The organism is Actinomadura sp. (assembly GCF_044508335.1).
In the GTDB taxonomy this organism is placed as follows: Bacteria; Actinomycetota; Actinomycetes; order Streptosporangiales; family Streptosporangiaceae; genus Spirillospora.
This window is the reverse complement of the sequence record NZ_JBIQHY010000007.1, coordinates 77,902-98,794: the sequence shown is the minus strand read 5'-3', so window position 1 is coordinate 98,794 and position 20,893 is coordinate 77,902. Positions and strand designations below refer to the sequence as shown.

Here is a 20,893-nt window from a genome sequence, read left to right as displayed (position 1 = left end):
CGACCCGGACGGCGCCTGGGCGCCGTCCTGAGAGCGCACGGGGCCCGGCAGGGGGGCGACACGCGCGGCGGCGGAGCGCCGGGCGCGCGTCGTCAAGTTCCGGAGGCTGTCGTCACGCCCGGGAGGCTGGGTGCCGGCGGAGAGAGGTTCGCCGTCGGCTGACGCGGGAGTGGATCACGCGGCATGCGCCGGGCGAGGGTTGAACAGTAGGGTCGTATTCGTCTGCGCCGGTGGGGTCAGTGAGGGCACCGGCGCCTGGTGGAGGGAAGGGAGTCGCGTGGCGTCCCACGAATCGCATACCGGGCGTCTGCCCGGGCTGTTCTCGAGCCCGGACACGTCGTCGTTCACCGAGTTCCTGGGGGGCTACTCCCCGCATCTGCTGCCCGGCGGGCGGACGCCGCCGGTGTCGCGGGCGGGCGACGACATCCCGCACGGGACGACGATCGTCGCGGTGAGCTTCCCCGGCGGGGTGGTGATCGCTGGGGACCGGCGGGCGACGGCGGGCAACGTCATCGCGCAGCGCGACATCGAGAAGGTGTTCCGGGCGGACGAGTTCTCGGCGATCGCGATCGCGGGGACGGCCGGGATCGGGATCGAGATGGTGCGGCTGTTCCAGGTGGAGCTGGAGCACTACGAGAAGCGCGAGGGCCGGACGCTGTCGGTGGAGGGCAAGGCGAACCGGCTGGCGACGATGGTGCGGCAGAACCTCGGGATGGCGATGCAGGGCCTGGCGGTGGTGCCGCTGTTCGCGGGCTACGACGAGGAGCGGGACGAGGGGCGGATCTTCTCCTACGACCCGGCGGGGGGCCGGTACGAGGAGCGGGACTTCCACTCGATCGGCTCGGGGTCGGTGTTCGCGCGGGGCGCGCTGAAAAAGCTGTACCGGGCCGACCTGTCGGCGGAGGACGCGGCGCTGGTGTGCGTGCAGTCGCTGTACGACGCGGCTGACGACGATTCGGCGACGGGCGGGCCCGATCTGGCGCGGCGGATCTTCCCGGTGGTGGCGTCGGTGACGTCGGACGGGTATCGCCGGCTGGGCGAGGACGAGGTGGGCGCGCTGGCGCAGGCCGTCGTCGACGGACGTTACGACTCGCCGGGCGGTCCGACCGCCCCGCTGCGATAGAAGGGATCCTGACCGGTGTCCATGCCGTTCTATGTGTCGCCCGAACAGCAGATGAAGGACAAGGCGGACTATGCGCGGAAAGGTATCGCGCGTGGCCGCAGTGTCGTGGTTCTGCAGTACGACGACGGCATCCTGTTCGTGGCGGACAATCCGTCGCGGGCGCTGCACAAGATCAGTGAGATCTACGACCGGATCGCGTTCGCGGCGGTGGGGAAGTACAACGAGTTCGAGAACCTGCGGCTGGGCGGGGTGCGGTACGCCGACATCAACGGGTACCAGTACGACCGGCGGGATGTGACGGCGCGGGGTCTGGCGAACGTGTACGCGCAGTCGCTGGGGACGATCTTCACGGAGACGAACAAGCCGTACGAGGTGGAGCTGGTCGTCGCCGAGGTGGGGGAGGACGCGGAGACGGACCAGATCTACCGGCTGACGTTCGACGGTTCGGTGGCGGACGAGCACGGCTATGTGGCGATGGGCGGGCAGGCCGATGCGGTGGCGCAGTCGCTGAAGGACGGCTACCGGGAGGGTTCGTCGCTGGTGGAGGCGCTGCGGACGGCGGTGCGGGCGCTGGAGGCGCAGGATTCGGACCGGCATCTGGAGGCGACGTCGCTGGAGGTCGCGGTGCTGGACCGGAACCGGGAGCACCGGTTGTTCAAGCGGTTGACGGCGCGGCGGATCGCGGAGTTGCTGTCGGCGGCGGATGAGGCCGGGGGGTCGGACGGCTCGCCGGACGATGCGTCGGACGATGCGTCGGGTGCGGAGTCCGGTGGCGCCGGGGGTTCGGCGTCGGGGGCGGACGAGGACTGAGACCGGGGCCTGCGCGCCGCCGGGTGGCGGGGCCGCGGGCCGGGGCGGGCTCGTCGCGGCGGGGCGGTGGACGCCCTCGGCCGCGGCGGGCCCGTCGTGCTGCGGGGCGGCGGCTCGGGCGGGGTGCCGGGGTTCGCGGGAAACGGTGGGGTCGAGAGACTGCCAAGTGGGGGTCGCGCCGCATAGGGTCATGGTGTGGACAGGCGCATCTTCGGGCTTGAGAACGAGTACGGCGTCACCTGTACGTTCCGCGGGCAGCGGCGGTTGTCACCGGACGAGGTGGCGCGCTATCTGTTCCGGAGGGTGGTGTCGTGGGGTCGTAGCAGCAACGTGTTCCTGCGGAATGGGGCGCGGCTGTATCTGGACGTGGGGAGTCACCCGGAGTATGCGACGCCGGAGTGCGACAGCGTCGTCGATCTGGTGACGCACGACAAGGCGGGGGAGCGGATCCTGGAGGGCCTGCTGGTGGACGCGGAGCGGCGGCTCCGTGAGGAGGGGATCGCCGGCGACATCTACCTGTTCAAGAACAACACGGACTCGGCGGGCAACTCGTACGGCTGCCATGAGAACTATCTGGTGGGGCGGCACGGGGAGTTCGGCCGGCTGGCGGACGTGCTGATCCCGTATCTGGTGACGCGGCAGATCATCTGCGGTGCGGGGAAGGTGCTGCAGACGCCGCGGGGTGCGGTGTACTGCGTGTCGCAGCGGGCGGAGCACATCTGGGAGGGCGTGTCGTCGGCGACGACGCGGTCGCGGCCGATCATCAATACGCGGGATGAGCCGCATGCGGACGCGGAGCGGTTCCGGCGGCTGCATGTGATCGTCGGTGACTCGAACATGAGTGAGACGACGATGCTGCTGAAGGTCGGGGCGACCGATCTGGTGCTGCGGATGATCGAGGCCGGGGTGGTGATGCGTGATCTGACGCTGGAGAACCCGATCCGGGCGATCCGGGAGGTCAGCCATGACATGACGGGCCGGCGGAAGGTGCGGCTGGCGAACGGCCGGGAGGCGAGTTCGCTGGAGATCCAGAAGGAGTACTTCGGGAAGGCGCGCGATTTCGTGGACGCGCGCGGCGGGGACGCGACGGCGAAGCGGGTGCTGGAGCTGTGGGAGCGGACGCTGCGCGCGGTGGAGACGGGTGATCTGGATCTGGTGTCGCGTGAGATCGACTGGGTGACGAAGTACAAGCTGATCGAGCGGTACCGGCGGAAGTACGATCTGCCGCTGTCGTCGCCGCGGGTGGCGCAGCTGGATCTGACGTATCACGACGTGCACCGTGACCGGGGGCTGTACTACCTGCTGGAGAAGCGGGGGTCGGTGGACCGGGTGACGCGGGATCTGGACATCTTCGAGGCGAAGTCGGTGCCGCCGCAGACGACGCGTGCGCGGCTGCGGGGGGAGTTCATCCGGAAGGCGCAGGAGAAGCGGCGCGATTTCACGGTGGACTGGGTGCATCTGAAGTTGAACGATCAGGCGCAGCGGACGGTGCTGTGCAAGGATCCGTTCCGGTCGGTGGACGAGCGGGTGGACAAGCTGATCGCGGGGATGTAGCGGGGTCTGGGCGGGCTCCGGCGCGACACGCGCGCCGGAGGCTACCGGCTGGTCAGCCGGGCGGTAGGGTGAGCGCGCAGTAGCGGTCGTGACCCCTCGGAGGACCCCCGTATGCGCCGCCGTTTCCGGTCGTTGTCGATGGTCGTCGTGCTCGCCGCGCCGTTGGCGTTGTCGGCGGGGTGCTGGTGGGGCGGCGATGGTGTGGACGTGACGGTGCGGGGTGATTTCGGGAAGGTTCCGGAGGTGGAGTTCCCGAAGGGCGGGCCGGGTGACTCTCTTGCGGTGGAGACGCTGCGGGAGGGGAAGGGGCCGGCGGCCCGCAAGGGTGATCTGGTGGTGGCCGACTATGTGGGCTACCGGTGGAGTGAGGACGGGCGGAAGCTGCTGGCGAGCAGCTATCAGAAGGGGCAGCCGGGGGCGTTTCCGACGGGTCAGCTGGTGCCGGGGCTGGTGAAGGCGTTCGAGGGTGCGCGGGCGGGCGCGCGTGTGGTGGCGCGGATTCCGCCGGAGGACGGTTTCGGCGCGGAGGGCGATCCGAAGCATCAGGTGGGGGCGGACGACACGCTGGTGTACGTGCTGGACGTGCGGGCGGTGTATCCGAGGTCGGCGGGTCCGCATGGGCAGCGGCAGGCGCCGCTGGACGATCCGGGGCTGCCGAAGGTGGCGGATGCTCCGGCGGGGCGGGCGCCGGTGGTGACGATGCCGCGGTCGGGGCCGCCGAAGGGGCTGCAGGTGCGGGCGCTGGTGCGGGGGGACGGTCCGGCGGTGCGCAAGGGGCAGCTGCTGGTGCTGCAGTATGCGGGGTATTTCTGGCGGAACGGGCAGGTGTTCGATTCGTCGTGGTCGAAGGCGGGGCCGCGTGCGGTGCCGATCGGGACGGGTCAGGTGATGAAGGGCTGGGATCGGGGCCTGGTGGGGCAGCGGGTCGGGAGCCGGGTGCTGCTGGTGGTGCCGCCGTCGCTGGGTTACGGGAAGAAGGGCTTGGCGCAGGCGGGGATCAAGGGGGACGACACGCTCGTGTTCGTGGTCGATCTGCTGGGCGTGAACTGACCGCCCTTTTCTGGACGGCGTTTTCTAAACCGCATGCCGGTTGTTCTTAGACTGGCGGTGTGGAGGACATCGACGCGATCGCGCTGCTGCAGGATCCGGTGCGGCGGCGGCTGTACGAGTACGTGGCGGCGCAGGACCGCGAGGTGGGGCGGAACGAGGCGGCGGAGGCGGCGGGGGTGGCGCGGACGCTGGCGGCGTTCCATCTGGACAAGCTGGTGGACGCGGGGCTGCTGGAGGCGGGCAGCCGGCGGTTGACGGGCCGGTCGGGGCCGGGTGCGGGGCGTCCGGCGAAGGTGTACCGGCGGTCGGCGGCGGAGCTGGGGGTGTCGGTGCCGGCGCGGGATTACCGGACGGCGGCGGGGCTGCTGGCGGAGGCGGCGGAGTCGGCGGGCCTGGACATGGAGTTGCAGGATGCGGCGCGCAGGCGGGGCCGGGCGCTGCGCGGGGGCGTCGGCGGGCTGGGGGAGCTGGCGGAGGTGCTGGCCGGGCGGGGCTATGAGCCGGTCGTGGACGACGCCGGTGTGCTGCGGATGCGCAACTGCCCGTTCCATGCGGTGGCGGAGGAGTTCCCGCCGCTGGTGTGCGGGATGAATCTGGCGCTGCTGGAGGGGTTGGCGGAGGGTTCGGGTGTGCGGGTGCGGATGGATCCGCGTCCGGGCTGGTGCTGCGTGGCGGCCGAACCTTCTAAAAACAATGAGGATTGACATAGAAGCGGCGCCGTGGTGAGCTGAGGATCATGACGGATGACACCCGCGACGACGCCCGCTGCCACGACGACGCCCGCTACCGCGGCGACAACCGCTACCGCGACGACACCCGCTACCACCTGGCCCAGTTCAACGTCGCCACGCTCCGCCACCCCCTCGACGATCCGCGCACGGCGGACTTCGTGGCGCTCCTGGAACCGGTGAACGCGCTCGCCGACGCGGCGCCGGGGTTCGTGTGGCGGCTGGTGGAGGAGGGGCGGCCGGACGCCACCGGCATGCGCCCCGCCGGCGACGACGTGATCGTGAACTTCTCGGTGTGGGAGTCGGTGGAGGAGCTGTGGGACTTCGTGTACCGCAGCGCGCACCTGGAGACGATGCGCCGCCGCCGCGAGTGGTTCCAGCGGCACGCGGAGGCGCACCTGGTGATGTGGTGGGTCCCGGCGGGCCGCATCCCGACGGTGGAGGAGGCCCTGGAGCGGCTCGCGCTGCTGCGGGCGCAGGGGCCGTCCCCCCGCGCCTTCACGTTCAACTCGGCCTACACGGCCGCGGAGGCCGCGGCCGCGGAGGCCGCGGCGGCGGAGGCCGGCGCCGCGGCCGAAGCCCCGGGCGCCGCCGAGCCCGCGGCCCTCGGGGGCTAGCCGAGCAGCGCGGCGGCGTGGCGGCCGGCCGCGGCGGCGGTGAGGAAGTAGGGGAGGTCCTCGTCGAGGCGGCGGCCCATGGTGGACATGGGGGCGCCCCAGTCCTTCTCGGCGGCGCGGAGGGTCTCGTGGAGGCCGTCGACGGGGACGGGGACGAGCCGGTGCCGGTCGCCGAGCGGCGCGGCCTCCGCGGCGACGCGGGCGCCGAAGGCGCCGCCGAGTTCGGGGACGGGGATGTCGGCGGCGGCGAGGGCGACGCGGCCGTAGGCGGTGAGGGAGTGGTGGGAGACGCCGATGTGGCGTTCCCGCGCGTCGCCCTCGCTGACGCGCAGGGAGCCGACGGGCCGGCCGCCGAGGACGGACGCGGCGTTGACGGCCTCGCCGGCGGAGACGCCGGAGAACCCCCATCTGGTGCCGGTGCCGAGGTTGCCGGGGCCCTGGGCGAGGACGACGGCGTCGGCGCGCAGGACGAGGCGGGCGGCGAGGAGCCCGGTGTGGACGGTGACGGCCTCCAGGTCGCCGCCGAACGCCTGCCCGGCGGTGACGGTGGCGGCGAGGGCGCCGGCGTCCTTGAGCCGGGCGATGGACATGGAGAACCAGGCGGGCAGCGCCCCGCCGTCCGGCATGACGTAGACGACGCGGGCGCCGGGCCGGGCGGCCAGCAGCGCGGCGAGGATCGGGGGCAGCGCGGAGTGCAGGTCGGCGATGACGACGGGCATGCCGTCCAGGGAGTCGGCGTCGCGGAGCAGGTCGTGGTGGGGGGAGCCCTGCTCGTCGGCGCCGAGGACGGTGGCCTGCAGCGGGGTGTAGCGGGCCTTGACGAGGTGGCCGGGGCCGGCGGGGTCGGGCGGGAGCCGGTCGGGGACGGCGACGACCATCGCGTAGCCGCCGGTGCCGAGTCCCATCGCCAAGGCCGTAGTGTTGAGCAGGACGGTGTCGCCCGGTTCGGGCCGTCCCACCAGGGCGGGGTAGGCCAGGGCGCGGTGCGTGCCGTCGCCCCCGATCGAGACGTTCAGCTCGACCGCCCCGGGCCATTCGCGGCGGATGTCCTCGACTGTGCCTTTGCGCCATCGGATCACACCGGGAAACGGTAGCGTCCTGCAGTACGGCTCGCGGGGACGTTCGGCCGCCCGGTGCGGGGGGCCACGGAGGGAACGAGGTGGTGGCGGAGTGTCGCGGCGCAAGACCGAGCGCCTGCTGAATCTGGTGGTCTGCCTGCTCGCGACCCGACGTTTTCTGACGGCCGAGCAGGTCCGCCGGGCGGTGCCCGGCTACCCGGACTCCGACGAGGCGTTCAAGCGGATGTTCGAGCGGGACAAGGAGGAGCTGCGCGAGCTCGGCGTCCCGCTGGAGGTGGGCAGCGACCTGCAGGGCGGCGGCGGTGAGGAGATCGGGTACCGGATCCCGCCGCAGGCCTACGAGCTGCCCGAGATCCATCTGACGCCGGACGAGGCGGCGGTGCTGGGCCTCGCGGCGCGGGTGTGGCAGCAGGCGAGCATGGCGGAGGCGGCGTCGGGGGCGCTGCTGAAGCTGCGCGCGGCGGGCGTGGAGACCGACGCGGCGCCCGCGGTGGGCATCGAGCCGCGGGTGAACACCCACGAGCCGGCGTTCGCGGCGCTGTGGGAGGCGGTGCGCGACGGCCGCCCGGTGGCGTTCGACTACCAGGGGATCGGGCGGACGTCGGCGGCGCGGCGGCATCTGGAGCCGTGGGGCGTGGTGAGCCGGCGGGGCCGCTGGTACGTGGTGGGCTTCGACCGCGACCGCGGGGAGCAGCGGGTGTTCCGGCTGAGCCGCATCGTGGGGGAGGTCGCCGCGGACGGCCCGGCGGGGTCGGTGGCGGTCCCGGACGGGGTGGACGTGCGGCGGATCGCGTTCGACTGGGGCGACCCGGTGAGCGAGCCGCGGCCGGCGGTGGTGCGGCTGCGGCGCGGCGCGGCGCAGGGCCCGCGGCGGTGGGCGAAGGACGTGCGGCCGGTGGAGGGCGGCCCGGACGGCGAGCGGGACGGCGAGCGGGACGGCGAGTGGGACGAGGCGGTCCTGACGTTCCGCGACGTGGACCGGTTCGCGCCGTACCTGGCGCGGTTCGCCGACGACGTGGTCGTGCTGGACCCGCCGGACCTGCGGGAGGCGGTGATCCAGCATCTGAAGGCGGTGCTGGCGGGCGCCGGGGGGCACCCGGGGCGCGAAGGGGAGGCGCGATGAGCGGCAGGGCGGCGGCGACCACGTCGACGGACCGGCTGGGGCGGCTGCTGGCGCTGGTCCCGTACGTGGTGAACCGCGACTCGGTGGCGCTCGGGGAGGCGGCGGCCGCGTTCGGGGTGACCGAGAAGCAGCTGATCGACGACCTGAACCTGCTGTGGTGCGTGGAGCTGCGCGCCCCGGACCCGTACTGCCCGATCGACCTGTCCTACGAGGGCGGGGAGATCACGGTGGCGGAGGCGGAGTCGATCGCGCGTCCGCTGCGGCTGAAGGTGGACGAGGCGTCCGCGCTGCTGGTGGCGCTGCGGATGCTGGCGGGGATCCCCGACCTGGACGACCGGGACGCGCTCAGCCGGGTGATCGCGAAGCTGGAGGGCGCGGCGGGGGAGGCCGCGGCGGTGTCCAGCAAGGTCGCGGTGGAGGTCGACGCCTACGGCGCGACGGCCGACCCGGCCCGCACCGCGGTGGGGGTGCTGCGGGACGCGATCGCGGCGGGCCGCCGCGTGCACCTGACGTACTACGTGCCGGCGCGGGACGAGAACACCGAGCGGGACGTGGACCCGATGCGGCTGCTGGTCGTGGAGGGCAACACCTACCTGGAGGGGTGGTGCCGGCGGGCGGAGGCGGTGCGGCTGTTCAAGCTGGACCGGATCGCCGACCTGGCGGTGCTGGACGTGCCGGCGCAGGTGCCGGACGACGCCGAGCCGATCGACGTGGACGCGGGCCTGTTCCGGCCGTCGCCGCAGGACGAGGCGGTCACGCTGGAGCTGACGCCGCGGGGCCGGTGGGTGGCCGACTACTACCCGTGCGAGAGCGTGGAGGAGCTGGGGGAGGGGCGGCTGCGGGTCGTGCTGCGGACCCCGGACTCGCGGTGGGTGCGGGGCCTGGCGCTGCGGCTCGGCGACCAGGGCCGCGTCGTGGCGCCCGCGGCGGTCGCGGCGGGGGTGCGGCAGGACGCGGCGCGGGCGCTGGCCCGGTACGGCGTGCTGTGAGCGGATCGGGTACCGTGGCCGCGTGATGTGGGTCGCGGTGTCGGTGGCGCTGGGCTTCGCCGGCCTGGCGGTGCTCGCCTGGTGCGCCTTCCGGGTGTGGCTGGGCGTGCGGAGCCTCGGCCGCGAGCTGGACCGCACCAGGCGGCGGCTGCAGCCGAGGCGGTCGGCGCTGCGCGACGAACTCTCCCGCCTCCAGGATGCTCGGTCGTCACAAACGCCGGATGAGGGCGTACGATCGGCCTGAGGGCCATTCTGCTGAAGAGGACTGCCATGCCGAACATCGGGACTCCCGAACTGCTCATCATCCTGCTGGTCGTCGTGCTGATCTTCGGTTCGGCGAAGCTTCCGCAGCTCGCGCGGTCGCTGGGCAAGTCGGCGCGGATCCTGAAGGCCGAGACCAAGGGCCTGCGCGAGGACGACGACGACGCGCCGGAGGACAAGCCGTCCCGGCAGGCGCAGGCGCAGGACGAGGACCCGCGGGAGAAGGCGGCGCGGCTCCGGGAGGAGGCGGCGCGGCTGGAGCGCGAGGCGGCCGGCGACACCGGGCAGCGGCCGCGCGGCGCGATCGGTTCCGGCGAGCCGATCGAGGGCGTGCCGGTGTCCGACCCCGGCAAGCTGCGCCAGGGCTGACCCGCCCCGCCCGCGCGTTCCCTCCGCCGACCCCGAGCCCGAATGCCGACGATGAAGCTGAGCAGGCGCGACGCCGCCCCCGACGGCCGCATGCCCCTCATGGACCACCTCCGTGAGCTGCGCAACCGGTTGATCAAGGCGATCCTGGCCTTCGTGGTCGGCGCGGTCGTGGGGTGGCTGCTGTTCGACCCGGTGTGGGACTTCCTCAAGCAGCCGTACTGCTCGCTGCCGCAGTCGCACGTGGTCGACAAGGACGAGTGCTCCCTGTTCGTCAACGGGATCTTCTCCTCGTTCTTCCTGAAGCTGAAGATCTCCTGCATCATCGGCGCGGTCATCTCCGCGCCGATCTGGCTGTACCAGCTGTGGGCGTTCGTCGCGCCGGGCCTGTACAGCCGCGAGCGGCGCTGGACGTACGTGTTCCTGAGCGCCGCGGTCCCGCTGTTCTTCGTCGGCACCGGCCTGGCGTACGTGACCGTCGACAAGGGCCTGGCGATCTTCCTGGGGTTCGTCGCCGACGACGTCAAACCGCTGATCACCGTGGACAGCTACCTCAGCTACGTGCTGACGATGCTGCTGGTGTTCGGGCTGACGTTCGAGCTGCCGCTGTTCGTGGTGCTGCTGAACCTGGCGGGCGTGCTGAGCTCGGCGCGGATCCGCCGGATGCAGCGGATGATCCTGTTCGGGATCTTCGTGTTCGCGGCGGTCGCGACGCCGAGCGCCGACCCGTTCACGATGCTCGCGCTGGCGCTGCCGACGGTGCTGCTGTTCGAGATCGCCGCGCTGCTGGCGTTCCTCAACGACCGGCGCCGCGCCCGCCGCCCCGACCCGTACGCGGGCCTGTCGGACGACGAGGCGTCCCCGCTGGACCTGGACGCCATCGACGCCGAGCTGGAGAAGGGCGACGCCGCCCGCTGATCACCCCGCCCCCCGGCGGCCGCGGATTGGGTATCGGGCCGGTCGAAACCGTAGGCTCGAAGGCATGACCTCCCCCGACACGGCGTCGGCCGACCAGAGCCCGGCCCAGCGGTACGCCGCCTACCGCAGGCGCACCGCCGGGAGCGGCCCGGCCCTGCTGGACTTCCGCACCCTGTACGACTTCGAGCTGGACCCGTTCCAGCTGGAGGCGTGCCGGGCGCTTGAGGACGGCAGCGGCGTGCTGGTCGCCGCGCCCACCGGGTCCGGGAAGACGGTGGTGGGGGAGTTCGCCGTCCACCTCGCCCTCACCGGCGGCACCAAGTGCTTCTACACCACGCCGATCAAGGCGCTGTCGAACCAGAAGTACGCCGACCTCGTCCGCCGGTACGGGCCGGAGAAGGTGGGGCTGCTCACCGGCGACAACAGCGTCAACGGCGAGGCCCCGGTGGTCGTGATGACGACCGAGGTGCTGCGGAACATGCTGTACGCGGGGTCGCAGACCCTCGCCGGGCTCGCGTTCGTCGTGATGGACGAGGTGCACTACCTCGCCGACCGGTTCCGCGGCGCCGTCTGGGAAGAGGTGATCATCCACGTCCCGGACTCGGTGCGGATCGTGGCGCTGTCGGCGACGGTGTCCAACGCCGAGGAGTTCGGCGAGTGGCTGCACGAGGTCCGCGGCGACACCGCGGTGATCGTCGACGAGCACCGGCCCGTCCCGCTGTTCCAGCACATGCTCGTCGGCACCCGCCTGTACGACCTGTTCGTCGACACCGGCAAGGGCGGGGACCGGCAGGCGCGGCTGAACCCGCAGCTGACGCGGATGGCGGTCGAGGAGGTCCGCCGCGCCAAGGTCAACCAGGGCCGCCGCACCGGGCGGCGCCGCGCGCCGCGCCCGCAGCGGTTCCGGCCCCCGTCCCGCCCGGACGTGATCGAGCGGCTGGAGCGCGCCGGGCTGCTCCCGGCGATCACGTTCATCTTCTCCCGCGCCGGCTGCGACGCCGCCGTCCTGCAGTGCCTGCACGCCGGGATCCGGCTGACGTCCAGGGAGGAGGCCGAGGAGATCCGCGCGCACACCGAGCTGCGCACCGCCGACATCGCGCCGGAGGACCTGCGGATCCTCGGCTACGGCGACTTCCTGGAGGCCCTGCAGCGCGGCGTCGCCGCGCACCACGCCGGGATGCTGCCGACGTTCAAGGAGATCGTCGAGGAGCTGTTCACCCGCGGGCTGATCAAGGCGGTGTTCGCGACGGAGACGCTGGCGCTCGGCATCAACATGCCCGCCCGCACCGTCGTGATCGAGAAGCTCGACAAGTGGAACGGCGAGGCGCACGTCGACCTCACCCCCGGCGAGTACACGCAGCTGACGGGCCGCGCCGGGCGCCGCGGCATCGACGTGGAGGGCCACGCCGTCGTGGTGTGGGGCCCGAACGTGGACCCGGCGTCCGTCGCGGGCCTGGCCGGCACCCGCACCTACCCGCTGAACTCCAGCTTCCGGCCGTCGTACAACATGGCGGTGAACCTGGTCGGCGCCGTCGGGATCGAACGGGCCCGGACGCTGCTGGAGGAGTCGTTCGCGCAGTTCCAGGCCGACCGCGCCGTGGTGGGGCTGGCCCGGCAGGTCCGCAAGAACGAGGAGGCCCTGGAGGGGTACGCCAAGGCCGCGCAGTGCCACCTGGGCGACTTCATGGAGTACGCGGCGATGCGGCGGCGGCTGTCGGACCGGGAGGCGGAGCTGTCCCGGGAGCGGTCGTCGGCGCGCCGCGCGGAGGCCGCGCGGTCGCTGGAGCACCTGCGGCCCGGCGACGTGATCATCGTGCCGTCGGGGCGCCGCTCCGGCCTCGCCGTCGTCCTCGACCCGGGCGTGGGGCGCCGCTCGGACGGGCCGGCGCCGCTGGTGCTGACGGTCAACCGGTCGGTGCAGCGGCTGTCGATCCAGGACTTCCCCCGCGCCGTCGAGCCGGTCGACCGGATCCGCATCCCCAAGTCGTTCAGCCCCCGCAACCCGCAGGACCGCCGCGACCTGGCGTCCACGCTCCGCAACCGGGTGCCCGACGACGTCCGCGACCGCAGGCGCGCCCGCGCCGACTCCGCCGCCGCGGAGGACGCCGAGGTCACCCGGCTGCGCGCCGAGCTGCGCCGCCACCCGGTGCACGGCTGCGACCAGCGCGAGGACCACGCCCGCTGGGCCGAGCGGTACCACCGGCTGGACCGGGAGACCGAGCAGCTGCGCCGCCGCGTCGAGGGCCGCTCCCAGGTGATCGCCCGCACCTTCGACCGGGTGTGCGCGGTGCTGCAGCAGCTCGGCTACCTCGACGGCGACTCCGTCACCGCCGAGGGCCGCCGCCTCGGCCGCATCTACAACGAGCTGGACCTGCTCACCGCCGAGAGCCTCCGCGAGGGGCTGTGGGAGAAGCTCGACCACGCCGAGCTGGCCGCGTGCGTGTCGGCGCTGGTGTACGAGTCGCGGCAGCCCGACGACGCCGCGCCGCCCCGCACCCCCGGCGGCGCGGCGCAGGACGCGCTCGCCGCGATGGTGCGGCTGTGGGGGGAGCTGGAGGCCGTCGAGCGCGACAACCGGGTGTCGTTCCTGCGCGAGCCCGACCTGGGTTTCGCGTGGACGGCGTACCGGTGGGCGAAGGGCGACGACCTCGACGAGGTGCTGCTGGAGAGCGACCTGACCGCCGGCGACTTCGTCCGCGCGGTCAAGCAGCTGCTGGACCTGCTCGGGCAGGTCGCCGACGCGTCCCCGCAGAACAGCCACATCCGCAAGACCGCGCGGCGGGCGATGGACGCGATGCGCCGCGGCGTCGTCGCCTACTCCTCCGTCGGCTAGCGGTCAGGAGGGGGCGGCGCGGCGGCGGACGCGGCGCGCGGACAGCGTGCGGTCCACCCGGTGGCCCGCCAGCCGGACCAGCAGCGGCTGCGGCGGGCGCCGCAGGAACCGCGGTGTGACCCGGTGCCCGGCGGCGGCGCCCCGCAGCAGCAGCCGGGCGGCGCGGCGGCGCCCCGGCGTCCAGGGCAGCCCGTACTCCTCGCGCAGCCGCTCGGGCAGCAGCGCCGCGGTGACCAGCCGGAACACCATGAGGGCCGGGAACAGGGCGCGGAGCTTGCGCGGCCACAGGACCGCCCGCGCCACCTCGCGGGCGGCGCCGGTGACCTCCAGGGAGGCGAGCGTCTCGTCCATGTAGGCGCGGAACGCGGCAAGGTCGGGCGGCTGCTCCTCCAGCGGGCAGCCGAGGACCTCGGCGACGACGCGGGCCTGCCGGTAGTACTCCTCGGGGTCGGTGTCGCCGGGCCGCATCAGCGTCTCGTGGACGTACAGCGCCGAGTCGATGAGCGTCGCGTTCACCCACATCTGCAGGCCGGGGTCGTTGCCGGAGTAGCCCTCGCCGCGCACCGCCGTGTGGATGCCGCGGACCTTCGCGGCGATCCGCGCGACCTGCTCGGGCGTCCCGAACGTGGTGATGAGCAGGAAGTCCAGGGTGCCGAACAGGCGGGCGAGGGGCCGCTCGGCGAAGTCGCTGTGCTCGGCGACGCCGCGGGCCACGCCCGGGTGGGCGAGCTGCATCAGCAGCGCCCGGCCCGCGGCGAGGCCGACGAGCGGTTCGGAGGCGAGGGTCCGCAGGACGTCGCGGTCGGCGAGCCGCTCCGCCAGGCGGTCGGGTGCGGGGGTCGGGGACGTGGCGGGCAAGCGGGCCTCCCGGCGGTCGGGTCCAGGGCGCCATCCTCGCCCACCTATTGACGGGTGGTCAATAACGCGGGCGCCAGGCCGCGGCCTGAACGGGCCACAATGTGAAATGCCGCACATTTCCATGTCATTCGGTGACACAATCGGGCTGCCCGACGACCGGTCGGCCCGCTGGAGCCCGGGCGCCCTCCCCGCATGGATCACGAGAAAGGTCCCCACCGTGGCCATCCGCGACAAGATGCGCGCCAACGCGGCCCATGTCCTGCAGCCCGGCGAGAACGTCCAGGCGGTGTTCGCCGGCCAGACCGTCAGCCCGTACTGGATCCTGGTCTCCTCCCTGATCATCCTCTTCGGCAACACCTACCGCGTCGTCGTGGTCACCGACCGCCGCATCCTCCTGTGCCGGTCCGGGCGGCTGCGCATGACCCCCGTCAACGAGGTCCTGCGCGAGCTGCCCCGCGGCACCCGCATCGGGCCGCCGGAGGGCCTCTGGTGGCGCTGCGAGACCCTCGGCGAGAAGCTCTACGTGCACCGGCGCTTCCACAAGGACGTCAACGCCGCCGACGGCGTCGCCGCCGCCTGACCTCCTCCACGCCTACTACCCGGGTCGGAGGAGGTTCCGCAGTGCGGAGGATCCGGGCGCCGCGCCCGGCGCGCTAGTGTGATCACGATCACTGGACCACCGCCGAGCAGCCCGGGAAGTGCGAATGATCGAGGCGGAGAACCTCACCAAGCGGTACGGCGACAAGACCGCCGTGGACGACCTGTCCTTCACGGTCGTCCCCGGCCGGGTGACCGGCTTCCTCGGCCCGAACGGGGCCGGGAAGTCGACCACCATGCGGCTGCTGCTCGGCCTCGACCGGCCCGACCGCGGCGACGCCCGCATCAACGGCCGCCACTACCGCGACCTGGACGCCCCGCTGAGCGTCGTCGGCGCGCTGCTGGAGGCGCGGGCCGTGCACACCGGCCGCAGCGCCTACAACCACCTGCTGTGCCTGGCGCAGACGCAGGGCATCGGCAAGCGCCGCGTCGACGAGGTCATCGACCTCGTCGGCCTCGCCGAGGCCGCCCGCAAGCGCGCCGGCGGGTTCTCCCTCGGCATGGGGCAGCGGCTCGGCATCGCCGCGGCGCTGCTCGGCGACCCGTCCGTGCTGATCCTGGACGAGCCCGTCAACGGCCTCGACCCCGAGGGCATCGTGTGGATCCGCACCCTCATGCAGCGGCTCGCCGCCGAGGGGCGCACCGTGTTCGTCTCCAGCCACCTGATGAACGAGATGGCCGTCACCGCCGAGCACCTCATCGTCATCGGGCGCGGCCGGCTCATCGCCGACTGCTCCACCGAGGAGTTCATCGAGCGCAGCACCGAGAAGACGGTCACCGTGCGCAGCCCCGGCGCCGCGCGCCTCGCCGAGCTGGTCACCGCCGAGGGCGGCAAGGCCGACCCGGGCGGCGACGGGCTGCTCACCGTCACCCACATGGAGGCCCCCCGCGTCGGGGAGCTGGCCGCGGCCGAGGGGATCGTCCTGCACGAGCTGACGCCGAGCCGCGGCTCCCTGGAGTCGGCGTTCATGGAGCTGACCCGCGACAGCGTCGAGTACGGCACGGCCGCCCAGGCACTCGGACCCGCGCCCGGACCCGCACCCGGCCCGGCGCCCGGCCCCGTACCGGGCGCGGCGCCCGATCCCGCACCCGGCGCGGCGCCCGGCCAGGCGACCGGACCGGTCCCGACCCAGGAGGAGGAGACCCGATGACCGCGCCCGCCACCGCCGCGCCCGCCGCCGGCCAGGCCGCGCAGGGGCGGCCGAGCTTCGGCCGGCTGATGCTCGCCGAGTGGACGAAGATCCGCACCGTCCGGTCCACGCTGTGGTCGCTGATCCTGCTGGTCCTGCTCGACCTCGGGTTCACCGCGCTGTTCGTCGGCCTCACGATGGCGCAGTGGGACAAGGCCGACCCCGGCGACCGCGCCCAGATCGCCGCCGACCCGGTCAGCTTCATCCTCGGCAGCGGGTTCTTCCTCAGCCAGCTGACCATCTGCGTCCTCGGCGTGCTGGTGATCGCGTCGGAGTACTCCACCGGCATGATCCGCGCCAGCCTGCTCGCGGTGCCGCGGCGGCTGCCGATGCTGTGGGCCAAGGCCCTGGTGTTCGCGCTGGTCGTCCTCGTCCTCGGCGTCGCGGTGTCGTTCGCGTCGTTCTTCATCGGCGCCGGGATCATCGGGGACCGGATGCGGGTGTCCCTCGGCGACGAGGGCGTGCTGCGCGCCGTCGTCGGCGGCGGGCTCTACCTGGCGATGCTCGGGCTGTTCGCGCTCGCGATCGGCGCGATCGTCCGGCACACCGCCGGCGGCATCACCGGCGTCATCGGGTTCGTGCTGGTGCTCGCGCCCCTCGCCATGCTGCTGCCCGGCAGCGTCGGCGACCACATCCACGCCTACCTGCCGTCGGAGGCGGGCACCCTGATCGCCAAGGCCCACCAGGGCCCCGACGACCTGCTCACCCCCTGGCAGGGCTACGGCGTCTTCGCGCTCTGGACGGCCGCGCTGCTCGCCCTGGCCGCGTTCCTGCTCAAACGCAGGGACGCCTGACCCGGCCCGCCCGCGTCCCCGCGCCGCGACCCCGGCGCGGGGACGCTCGCGTCTCCGGGCCCTCCACCGGAACCATTGCACAGTGCAACGGTCGGGTGTACCGTCTTGGGCAGTTGCTTAAAGCGAATGACCAAGATCGGATGCCCTGAGCGGGCGGGAGCGGAGACGATGGCGGACGGCGAGGTGCCCACGCGGATCCGGCTGCTGGAGGCGGCCGTCGCGGTGATGGCCGACGGCGGCTGGGCCGCGGTGACCTCGCGGGCCGTGGCCGACCGCGCGCAGGCCAACAACGCGCTCGTGCACTACTACTTCGGATCCGTGGACGCGCTCCGCCGCGCCGCGGTCCTGCACGCCGTGGAGAAGGAGCTGGAAGGCCCCGTCGAGGCGATCCTGCGGGCCGAGGACGCCCTCACCGCCGTCGCCGACGCCGTCCGCGGGCTCGCGGCGCGCGGCCCCGGCAGCGCCGCGCAGCGGGTCCTGGTCGAGGCGATGCTGAACGGCCTGCGCGACGACGAGCTGCGCGCCGAGACCCAGCGCCAGATCCGGGCGTTCCGCGACCTGCTCGCCGCGCGCCTGGCCGAGAACCGGGAGTCGGGGCTGCTGCGCCCCGACGCCGACCCCCGCGCCCTGTCGGTGGTGCTCACCGCGCTCATCGACGGGCTGCTCATGCACGTGATGGTCGATCCGGAGACCGAGGCCGGCGGCGCGGCGGCGGGCCTGGTGGCCCTGCTGCGCCCGTCCGGGCCCTTGCCCGGGCAGGCGGACGGAGGAGAGGACGATGACGGGACACGGCGGTGAACGGGCGGCGGCCGTCCGGGCGGACGGGGCGGCGCACGGCGATGCCCCGCCGGCGGTTCTGCTGCGCGGCGCCGGCAAGACCTACGGGACCGGGCACGCGCGGGTCCACGCGCTGCGCGAGGCCGACCTGGAGGTGCGGCGCGGCGAGTTCGTCGTCCTGCTCGGCCCGTCCGGGTCGGGCAAGACGACCCTGCTCAACCTGATCGGCGGGATCGAGCCCGCCACCGAGGGCGAGGTGATCGCCGGCGGCCGCGACATCTCCCGGCTCGGCGAGGACGCCCGCACCGCCTACCGGCGCGACACCGTCGGGTTCGTGTTCCAGTTCTTCAACCTCGTCCCGTCGCTCACCGCGCTGGAGAACGTCCGGCTGGTCGCCGAGCTGACCGGCCGCGGCGACCGGGAGCGGGCGGCGGCCGCGCTCGCCGCCGTCGGGCTCGCCGACCGCGCCGGCCACTTCCCGGCGCAGCTGTCGGGCGGCGAGCAGCAGCGCGTCGCGATCGCCCGCGCCATCGCCAAGGACCCCGAGCTGCTGCTGTGCGACGAGCCGACCGGTGCGCTGGACCTGGAGACCGGGCGCGGCGTCCTGCGCGTCCTGCAGGACCTCAACCGCGAGGGGCGCACGGTCCTGGTCGTCACCCACAACGCCGCGATCGCCGCCCTCGCGCACCGCGTGGTGCGGATGCGGTCCGGCCGCATCGTCGGCGTGACCGCCGGCGCCGAGCCGGCCTCCGCCGACCGGGTCGAGTGGTGACCGTGCGCGTCCTCAACGTCAAGCTGCGCCGCGACCTGCGGCGCCGCCCCGCCCAGCTGGTGTCGGCGGTGGTGCTGGTGATGCTCGGCGTCGCGCTGTTCGGCGCGTCCTACGACGCCTACCGCAACCTCGACGCCGGCTACCAGGCCCTGTTCCGCGAGTACCGGTTCGCCGACCTCACCCTGACCGGCGGCGACACCGCCGCGATCGCGCGGGACGCGGCGGCGCGGCCCGGCGTGCGGGCGGTCGCCGTCCGCACGGTCGCGGACGTCCCCCTGCGCATGCCCGGCGGCGACACCCTCGTCGGCCGCGTCGTCGGGCTCCCCGCCGGAGCGCAGCCCGCGGTGAACCGGGTGAAGGTCCTGAGCGGCGCCTACCTCGACCCGGCCGCGCCGCGCGGCGTCCTCGCCGACACCCACATCGCCGACCAGGCGGGGCTGCGGCCCGGCGCCGCCGTGGCGGCGTGGGACGGGCGGGCGTGGCTGCCCCTGTCGGTGCGCGGCACCGTCTCCTCGCCCGAGTACCTGTGGCCCGCCGCCAGCCGCCAGAACGTGCTGCCCGCGCCCGGATCGTTCGGCGTCCTGTTCGTCCCCGAGCCGCTCGCCCGGCGGATCGCCGGGGCCGCGGCGCCCCGCCAGGCGGCCGTCTACTACACCGCCGCCGGACGCGAGCGCGCCGCGGAGCTGGACGCCGCCCTCACCGCCGCCGCCCGGTCGCACGGGGCGGGCGCGGCGCTCACCCGCGCCGAGCAGCCCTCCAACGCCACCCTCGCCGAGGACATCAAGGGGTTCTCCGAGCTGGCGGTGATGTTCCCGCTGCTGTTCCTCACCGCCGCCGGCGTCGCCGTCTACGTCGTGCTGACCCGCCGCGTCGCCCGCGACCGGGTGATCATCGGGACGCTGCGCGCCTCCGGGTTCCGCCGCCGCACCGTCGTCGCCCACTACCTCGCCACCGGCGTCGCGGTCGGGCTCGCCGGGTCCGCCCTCGGCGTCGCCGCCGGGCTCCTGCTGGCCGGGACCGTCACCCGGCTGTACGGGGACGCGATCGGGCTGCCGGAGACGCTGGTGTCGGTGCGCGCGACCACCGTCGCCGCCGGGCTGGCGTTCGGGGTCGCCGCGGGCGCGCTCGCCGCGCTCGCGCCCGCGGCGGCGGCCGCACGCGTCCCGCCCGCCGAGGCGATGCGCGGCACCGTCCCCGCGACCGGGGGAGGGGGCCGGCTCGCCCGGCTGGCGCGGGCGGTGCCCGCCGCGGGGCGGCTGCCCGCCGGGGCGTGGCTGGTGCTGCGCGGCCCCACGCGCCAGTTGCGCCGCACCATCTACACCATGGCGGGCGTCGTCCTCGCCCTCGTCCTGATCCTGGTGTCGTGGGGGATGCTCGACTCCTCCAAGGCCACCGTCTCCCGCCAGTTCGACCAGATCCAGCGGCAGGACGCCGAACTCACCCTCGGGCGCCCCCTCGACGGCGCCGCGCTCGGCGCGGTGGCCGCGACCCCCGGGGTCCGCGCCGCCGAGCCGTCCGCGCACGTCCCCGTCACCGTCACCGCCGGGGGCGGGGGCTACTCCACCACCGTCGTCGGGCTCCCCGCCGGGACCCGCATGCACCGGTTCCTCACCCCCGGCGGCGGCGAGCGGAGCCTGCCCGCGCACGGCGTGCTGCTCGGCGTGGCCCTGCGCGACAAGCTCGGCGTGGACGCCGGCGACCGCGTCGGGCTGCGCCTCGGCGACGGCCGCACCGCCACGGCGACCGTCGCCGGGTTCGTGGACGAGCCGCTCGGCACCTACGCCTACGCCACGCTCGGCCAGCTCGCCGCCTGGGCGCCGGACGCCGCGCCCGACACGGTCCTGGTGGCGTTCGACCCCGGCGCCGACCGCGCCGCCGCCGGGCGCGCCCTCGCCGCGCGGCCCGGCGTCGTCGCCTACACCGACGCGCACGCCCTGAAGAAGACCATGGACGAGTACATGAACCTGTTCTACGTGTTCGTCGCGGTCATGCTCGCGTTCGGCGGGCTGCTGGCCTTCACCGTCCTGTTCGCCACCCTGTCGGTGAACCTCGCCGAACGCGGCACCGAACTGGCCACGCTGCGCGCCGCCGGCGTCGGGCGGCGCCGCCTCGGCCGGCTCGTCACCGCCGAGAACCTCCTCGTCGTGGCCGCCGGCGCGGTCCCCGGGCTGATCCTCGGGAGGCTCGCCACCGGGGCGTTCCTCGGCGCGTTCAACAGCGACCTGATGTCGTTCCACACCGAGATCCGGCCCGCCACCTTCGCCTGGTCGGCGCTCGCCGTGATCGCCGTCGCGTGGGCGGCGCAGCGCCCCGGCCTGCGCGGCCTGGCCCGCATGGACCTCGGCGCGCTCGTCCGGGAACGGTCCGGCTGACCCCCGCCCGCTCCGCCCCGACCGGCACGGCGGTCAGGCGTAACGGTCAGGCGTGCGGTCACGCGTACAGGGCGTTCAGCCA

General features: G+C 74.0%; 20 protein-coding genes. 18 read left to right on the top strand and 2 right to left on the bottom strand.

The window, feature by feature from the left end; translation table 11 throughout:
- Window positions 1–277 precede the first annotated feature (277 nt).
- From prcB to ACIWVC_RS04920, 6 genes are all read left to right on the top strand, one after another.
- On the top strand, window positions 278–1,123 hold the full coding sequence (prcB, locus tag ACIWVC_RS04945; RefSeq protein WP_396446741.1) for a proteasome subunit beta: 846 nt from the start codon (window positions 278–280) through the stop codon (window positions 1,121–1,123).
- 21 nt (window positions 1,124–1,144) lie between these two features.
- A complete protein-coding gene (prcA, locus tag ACIWVC_RS04940; RefSeq protein WP_396446800.1) occupies window positions 1,145–1,933 on the top strand; it encodes a proteasome subunit alpha in 789 nt (262 codons plus the stop codon).
- A 195-nt stretch (window positions 1,934–2,128) separates the two neighbouring features.
- Complete coding sequence (gene pafA, locus ACIWVC_RS04935; RefSeq protein ID WP_089325990.1) at window positions 2,129–3,487, top strand: Pup--protein ligase; 1,359 nt, start codon at window positions 2,129–2,131, stop codon at window positions 3,485–3,487.
- A gap of 138 nt (window positions 3,488–3,625) precedes the next feature.
- Entirely contained in the window at window positions 3,626–4,537 is a 912-nt protein-coding gene (locus tag ACIWVC_RS04930) for an FKBP-type peptidyl-prolyl cis-trans isomerase (protein WP_396453848.1), read from the top strand.
- Window positions 4,538–4,596: 59 nt separating this feature from the next.
- Entirely contained in the window at window positions 4,597–5,241 is a 645-nt protein-coding gene (locus tag ACIWVC_RS04925) for a helix-turn-helix transcriptional regulator (RefSeq protein ID WP_396446743.1), read from the top strand.
- A gap of 32 nt (window positions 5,242–5,273) precedes the next feature.
- Window positions 5,274–5,882, top strand: a complete 609-nt coding sequence (locus ACIWVC_RS04920; RefSeq protein WP_396446744.1) for a DUF3291 domain-containing protein — start codon at window positions 5,274–5,276, stop codon at window positions 5,880–5,882.
- On the opposite strand, the gene ACIWVC_RS04915 is transcribed toward ACIWVC_RS04920, so the two are convergent.
- On the bottom strand, window positions 5,879–6,961 hold the full coding sequence (locus ACIWVC_RS04915) for a DUF3866 family protein (protein WP_396446745.1): 1,083 nt from the start codon (window positions 6,959–6,961) through the stop codon (window positions 5,879–5,881). The genes ACIWVC_RS04920 and ACIWVC_RS04915 overlap by 4 nt on opposite strands.
- Before the next feature lie 91 nt (window positions 6,962–7,052).
- On the opposite strand from ACIWVC_RS04915, the gene ACIWVC_RS04910 reads away from it, so the two are divergent.
- From ACIWVC_RS04910 to ACIWVC_RS04885, 6 genes are all read left to right on the top strand, one after another.
- Window positions 7,053–8,084, top strand: coding sequence for a helix-turn-helix transcriptional regulator (locus ACIWVC_RS04910; protein ID WP_396446746.1), 1,032 nt, complete (start codon window positions 7,053–7,055; stop codon window positions 8,082–8,084).
- Complete coding sequence (locus tag ACIWVC_RS04905) at window positions 8,081–9,073, top strand: helix-turn-helix transcriptional regulator (protein WP_396446747.1); 993 nt, start codon at window positions 8,081–8,083, stop codon at window positions 9,071–9,073. Before ACIWVC_RS04910 ends, ACIWVC_RS04905 begins: the two co-directional genes overlap by 4 nt.
- Before the next feature lie 25 nt (window positions 9,074–9,098).
- Window positions 9,099–9,317 (top strand): hypothetical protein, encoded by a 219-nt coding sequence (locus ACIWVC_RS04900; protein ID WP_396446801.1) that lies wholly within the window; start codon window positions 9,099–9,101, stop codon window positions 9,315–9,317.
- A 26-nt stretch (window positions 9,318–9,343) separates the two neighbouring features.
- Window positions 9,344–9,703 (top strand): Sec-independent protein translocase subunit TatA, encoded by a 360-nt coding sequence (tatA, locus tag ACIWVC_RS04895; RefSeq protein WP_396446748.1) that lies wholly within the window; start codon window positions 9,344–9,346, stop codon window positions 9,701–9,703.
- Window positions 9,704–9,754: 51 nt separating this feature from the next.
- Entirely contained in the window at window positions 9,755–10,618 is an 864-nt protein-coding gene (gene tatC / locus ACIWVC_RS04890) for a twin-arginine translocase subunit TatC (RefSeq protein ID WP_396446749.1), read from the top strand.
- 64 nt (window positions 10,619–10,682) lie between these two features.
- The gene (locus ACIWVC_RS04885; RefSeq protein WP_396446750.1) at window positions 10,683–13,451 is read left to right on the top strand and encodes a DEAD/DEAH box helicase; all 2,769 of its coding nucleotides are present in this window, start codon (window positions 10,683–10,685) and stop codon (window positions 13,449–13,451) included.
- 3 nt (window positions 13,452–13,454) lie between these two features.
- Here ACIWVC_RS04885 and ACIWVC_RS04880 read toward each other — a convergent pair whose 3' ends face one another.
- Window positions 13,455–14,309 (bottom strand): oxygenase MpaB family protein, encoded by an 855-nt coding sequence (locus ACIWVC_RS04880; RefSeq protein ID WP_396446751.1) that lies wholly within the window; start codon window positions 14,307–14,309, stop codon window positions 13,455–13,457.
- A 217-nt stretch (window positions 14,310–14,526) separates the two neighbouring features.
- Here ACIWVC_RS04880 and ACIWVC_RS04875 point away from each other — a divergent pair, with 217 nt between their 5' ends.
- From ACIWVC_RS04875 to ACIWVC_RS04850, 6 genes are all read left to right on the top strand, one after another.
- A complete protein-coding gene (locus ACIWVC_RS04875) occupies window positions 14,527–14,889 on the top strand; it encodes a hypothetical protein (protein WP_396446752.1) in 363 nt (120 codons plus the stop codon).
- Window positions 14,890–15,013: 124 nt separating this feature from the next.
- Window positions 15,014–16,057, top strand: a complete 1,044-nt coding sequence (locus tag ACIWVC_RS04870) for an ABC transporter ATP-binding protein (RefSeq protein WP_396446753.1) — start codon at window positions 15,014–15,016, stop codon at window positions 16,055–16,057.
- Window positions 16,054–16,890: an ABC transporter permease gene (locus tag ACIWVC_RS04865; RefSeq protein WP_396446754.1), complete on the top strand. Its 837-nt coding sequence runs from the start codon at window positions 16,054–16,056 to the stop codon at window positions 16,888–16,890. The genes ACIWVC_RS04870 and ACIWVC_RS04865 overlap by 4 nt, the downstream gene beginning before the upstream one ends.
- 126 nt (window positions 16,891–17,016) lie before the next feature.
- Entirely contained in the window at window positions 17,017–17,688 is a 672-nt protein-coding gene (locus ACIWVC_RS04860; RefSeq protein WP_396446756.1) for a TetR/AcrR family transcriptional regulator, read from the top strand.
- Window positions 17,669–18,439: an ABC transporter ATP-binding protein gene (locus ACIWVC_RS04855; protein WP_396446757.1), complete on the top strand. Its 771-nt coding sequence runs from the start codon at window positions 17,669–17,671 to the stop codon at window positions 18,437–18,439. The genes ACIWVC_RS04860 and ACIWVC_RS04855 overlap by 20 nt, the downstream gene beginning before the upstream one ends.
- Window positions 18,436–20,811, top strand: coding sequence for an FtsX-like permease family protein (locus ACIWVC_RS04850; RefSeq protein WP_396453847.1), 2,376 nt, complete (start codon window positions 18,436–18,438; stop codon window positions 20,809–20,811). The genes ACIWVC_RS04855 and ACIWVC_RS04850 overlap by 4 nt, the downstream gene beginning before the upstream one ends.
- Window positions 20,812–20,893 lie beyond the last annotated feature (82 nt).

Coding starts and splice junctions, on each gene's coding strand:
- prcA (WP_396446800.1), top strand. CDS start 1,145: ATGCCGTTCTATGTGTCGCCCGAACAGCAGATGAAGGACAAGGCGGAC.
- ACIWVC_RS04930 (WP_396453848.1), top strand. CDS start 3,626: ATGGTCGTCGTGCTCGCCGCGCCGTTGGCGTTGTCGGCGGGGTGCTGG.
- ACIWVC_RS04920 (WP_396446744.1), top strand. CDS start 5,274: ATGACGGATGACACCCGCGACGACGCCCGCTGCCACGACGACGCCCGC.
- ACIWVC_RS04905 (WP_396446747.1), top strand. CDS start 8,081: ATGAGCGGCAGGGCGGCGGCGACCACGTCGACGGACCGGCTGGGGCGG.
- ACIWVC_RS04900 (WP_396446801.1), top strand. CDS start 9,099: ATGTGGGTCGCGGTGTCGGTGGCGCTGGGCTTCGCCGGCCTGGCGGTG.
- tatA (WP_396446748.1), top strand. CDS start 9,344: ATGCCGAACATCGGGACTCCCGAACTGCTCATCATCCTGCTGGTCGTC.
- tatC (WP_396446749.1), top strand. CDS start 9,755: ATGAAGCTGAGCAGGCGCGACGCCGCCCCCGACGGCCGCATGCCCCTC.
- ACIWVC_RS04885 (WP_396446750.1), top strand. CDS start 10,683: ATGACCTCCCCCGACACGGCGTCGGCCGACCAGAGCCCGGCCCAGCGG.
- ACIWVC_RS04870 (WP_396446753.1), top strand. CDS start 15,014: ATGATCGAGGCGGAGAACCTCACCAAGCGGTACGGCGACAAGACCGCC.
- ACIWVC_RS04865 (WP_396446754.1), top strand. CDS start 16,054: ATGACCGCGCCCGCCACCGCCGCGCCCGCCGCCGGCCAGGCCGCGCAG.
- ACIWVC_RS04860 (WP_396446756.1), top strand. CDS start 17,017: ATGACCAAGATCGGATGCCCTGAGCGGGCGGGAGCGGAGACGATGGCG.
- ACIWVC_RS04855 (WP_396446757.1), top strand. CDS start 17,669: ATGACGGGACACGGCGGTGAACGGGCGGCGGCCGTCCGGGCGGACGGG.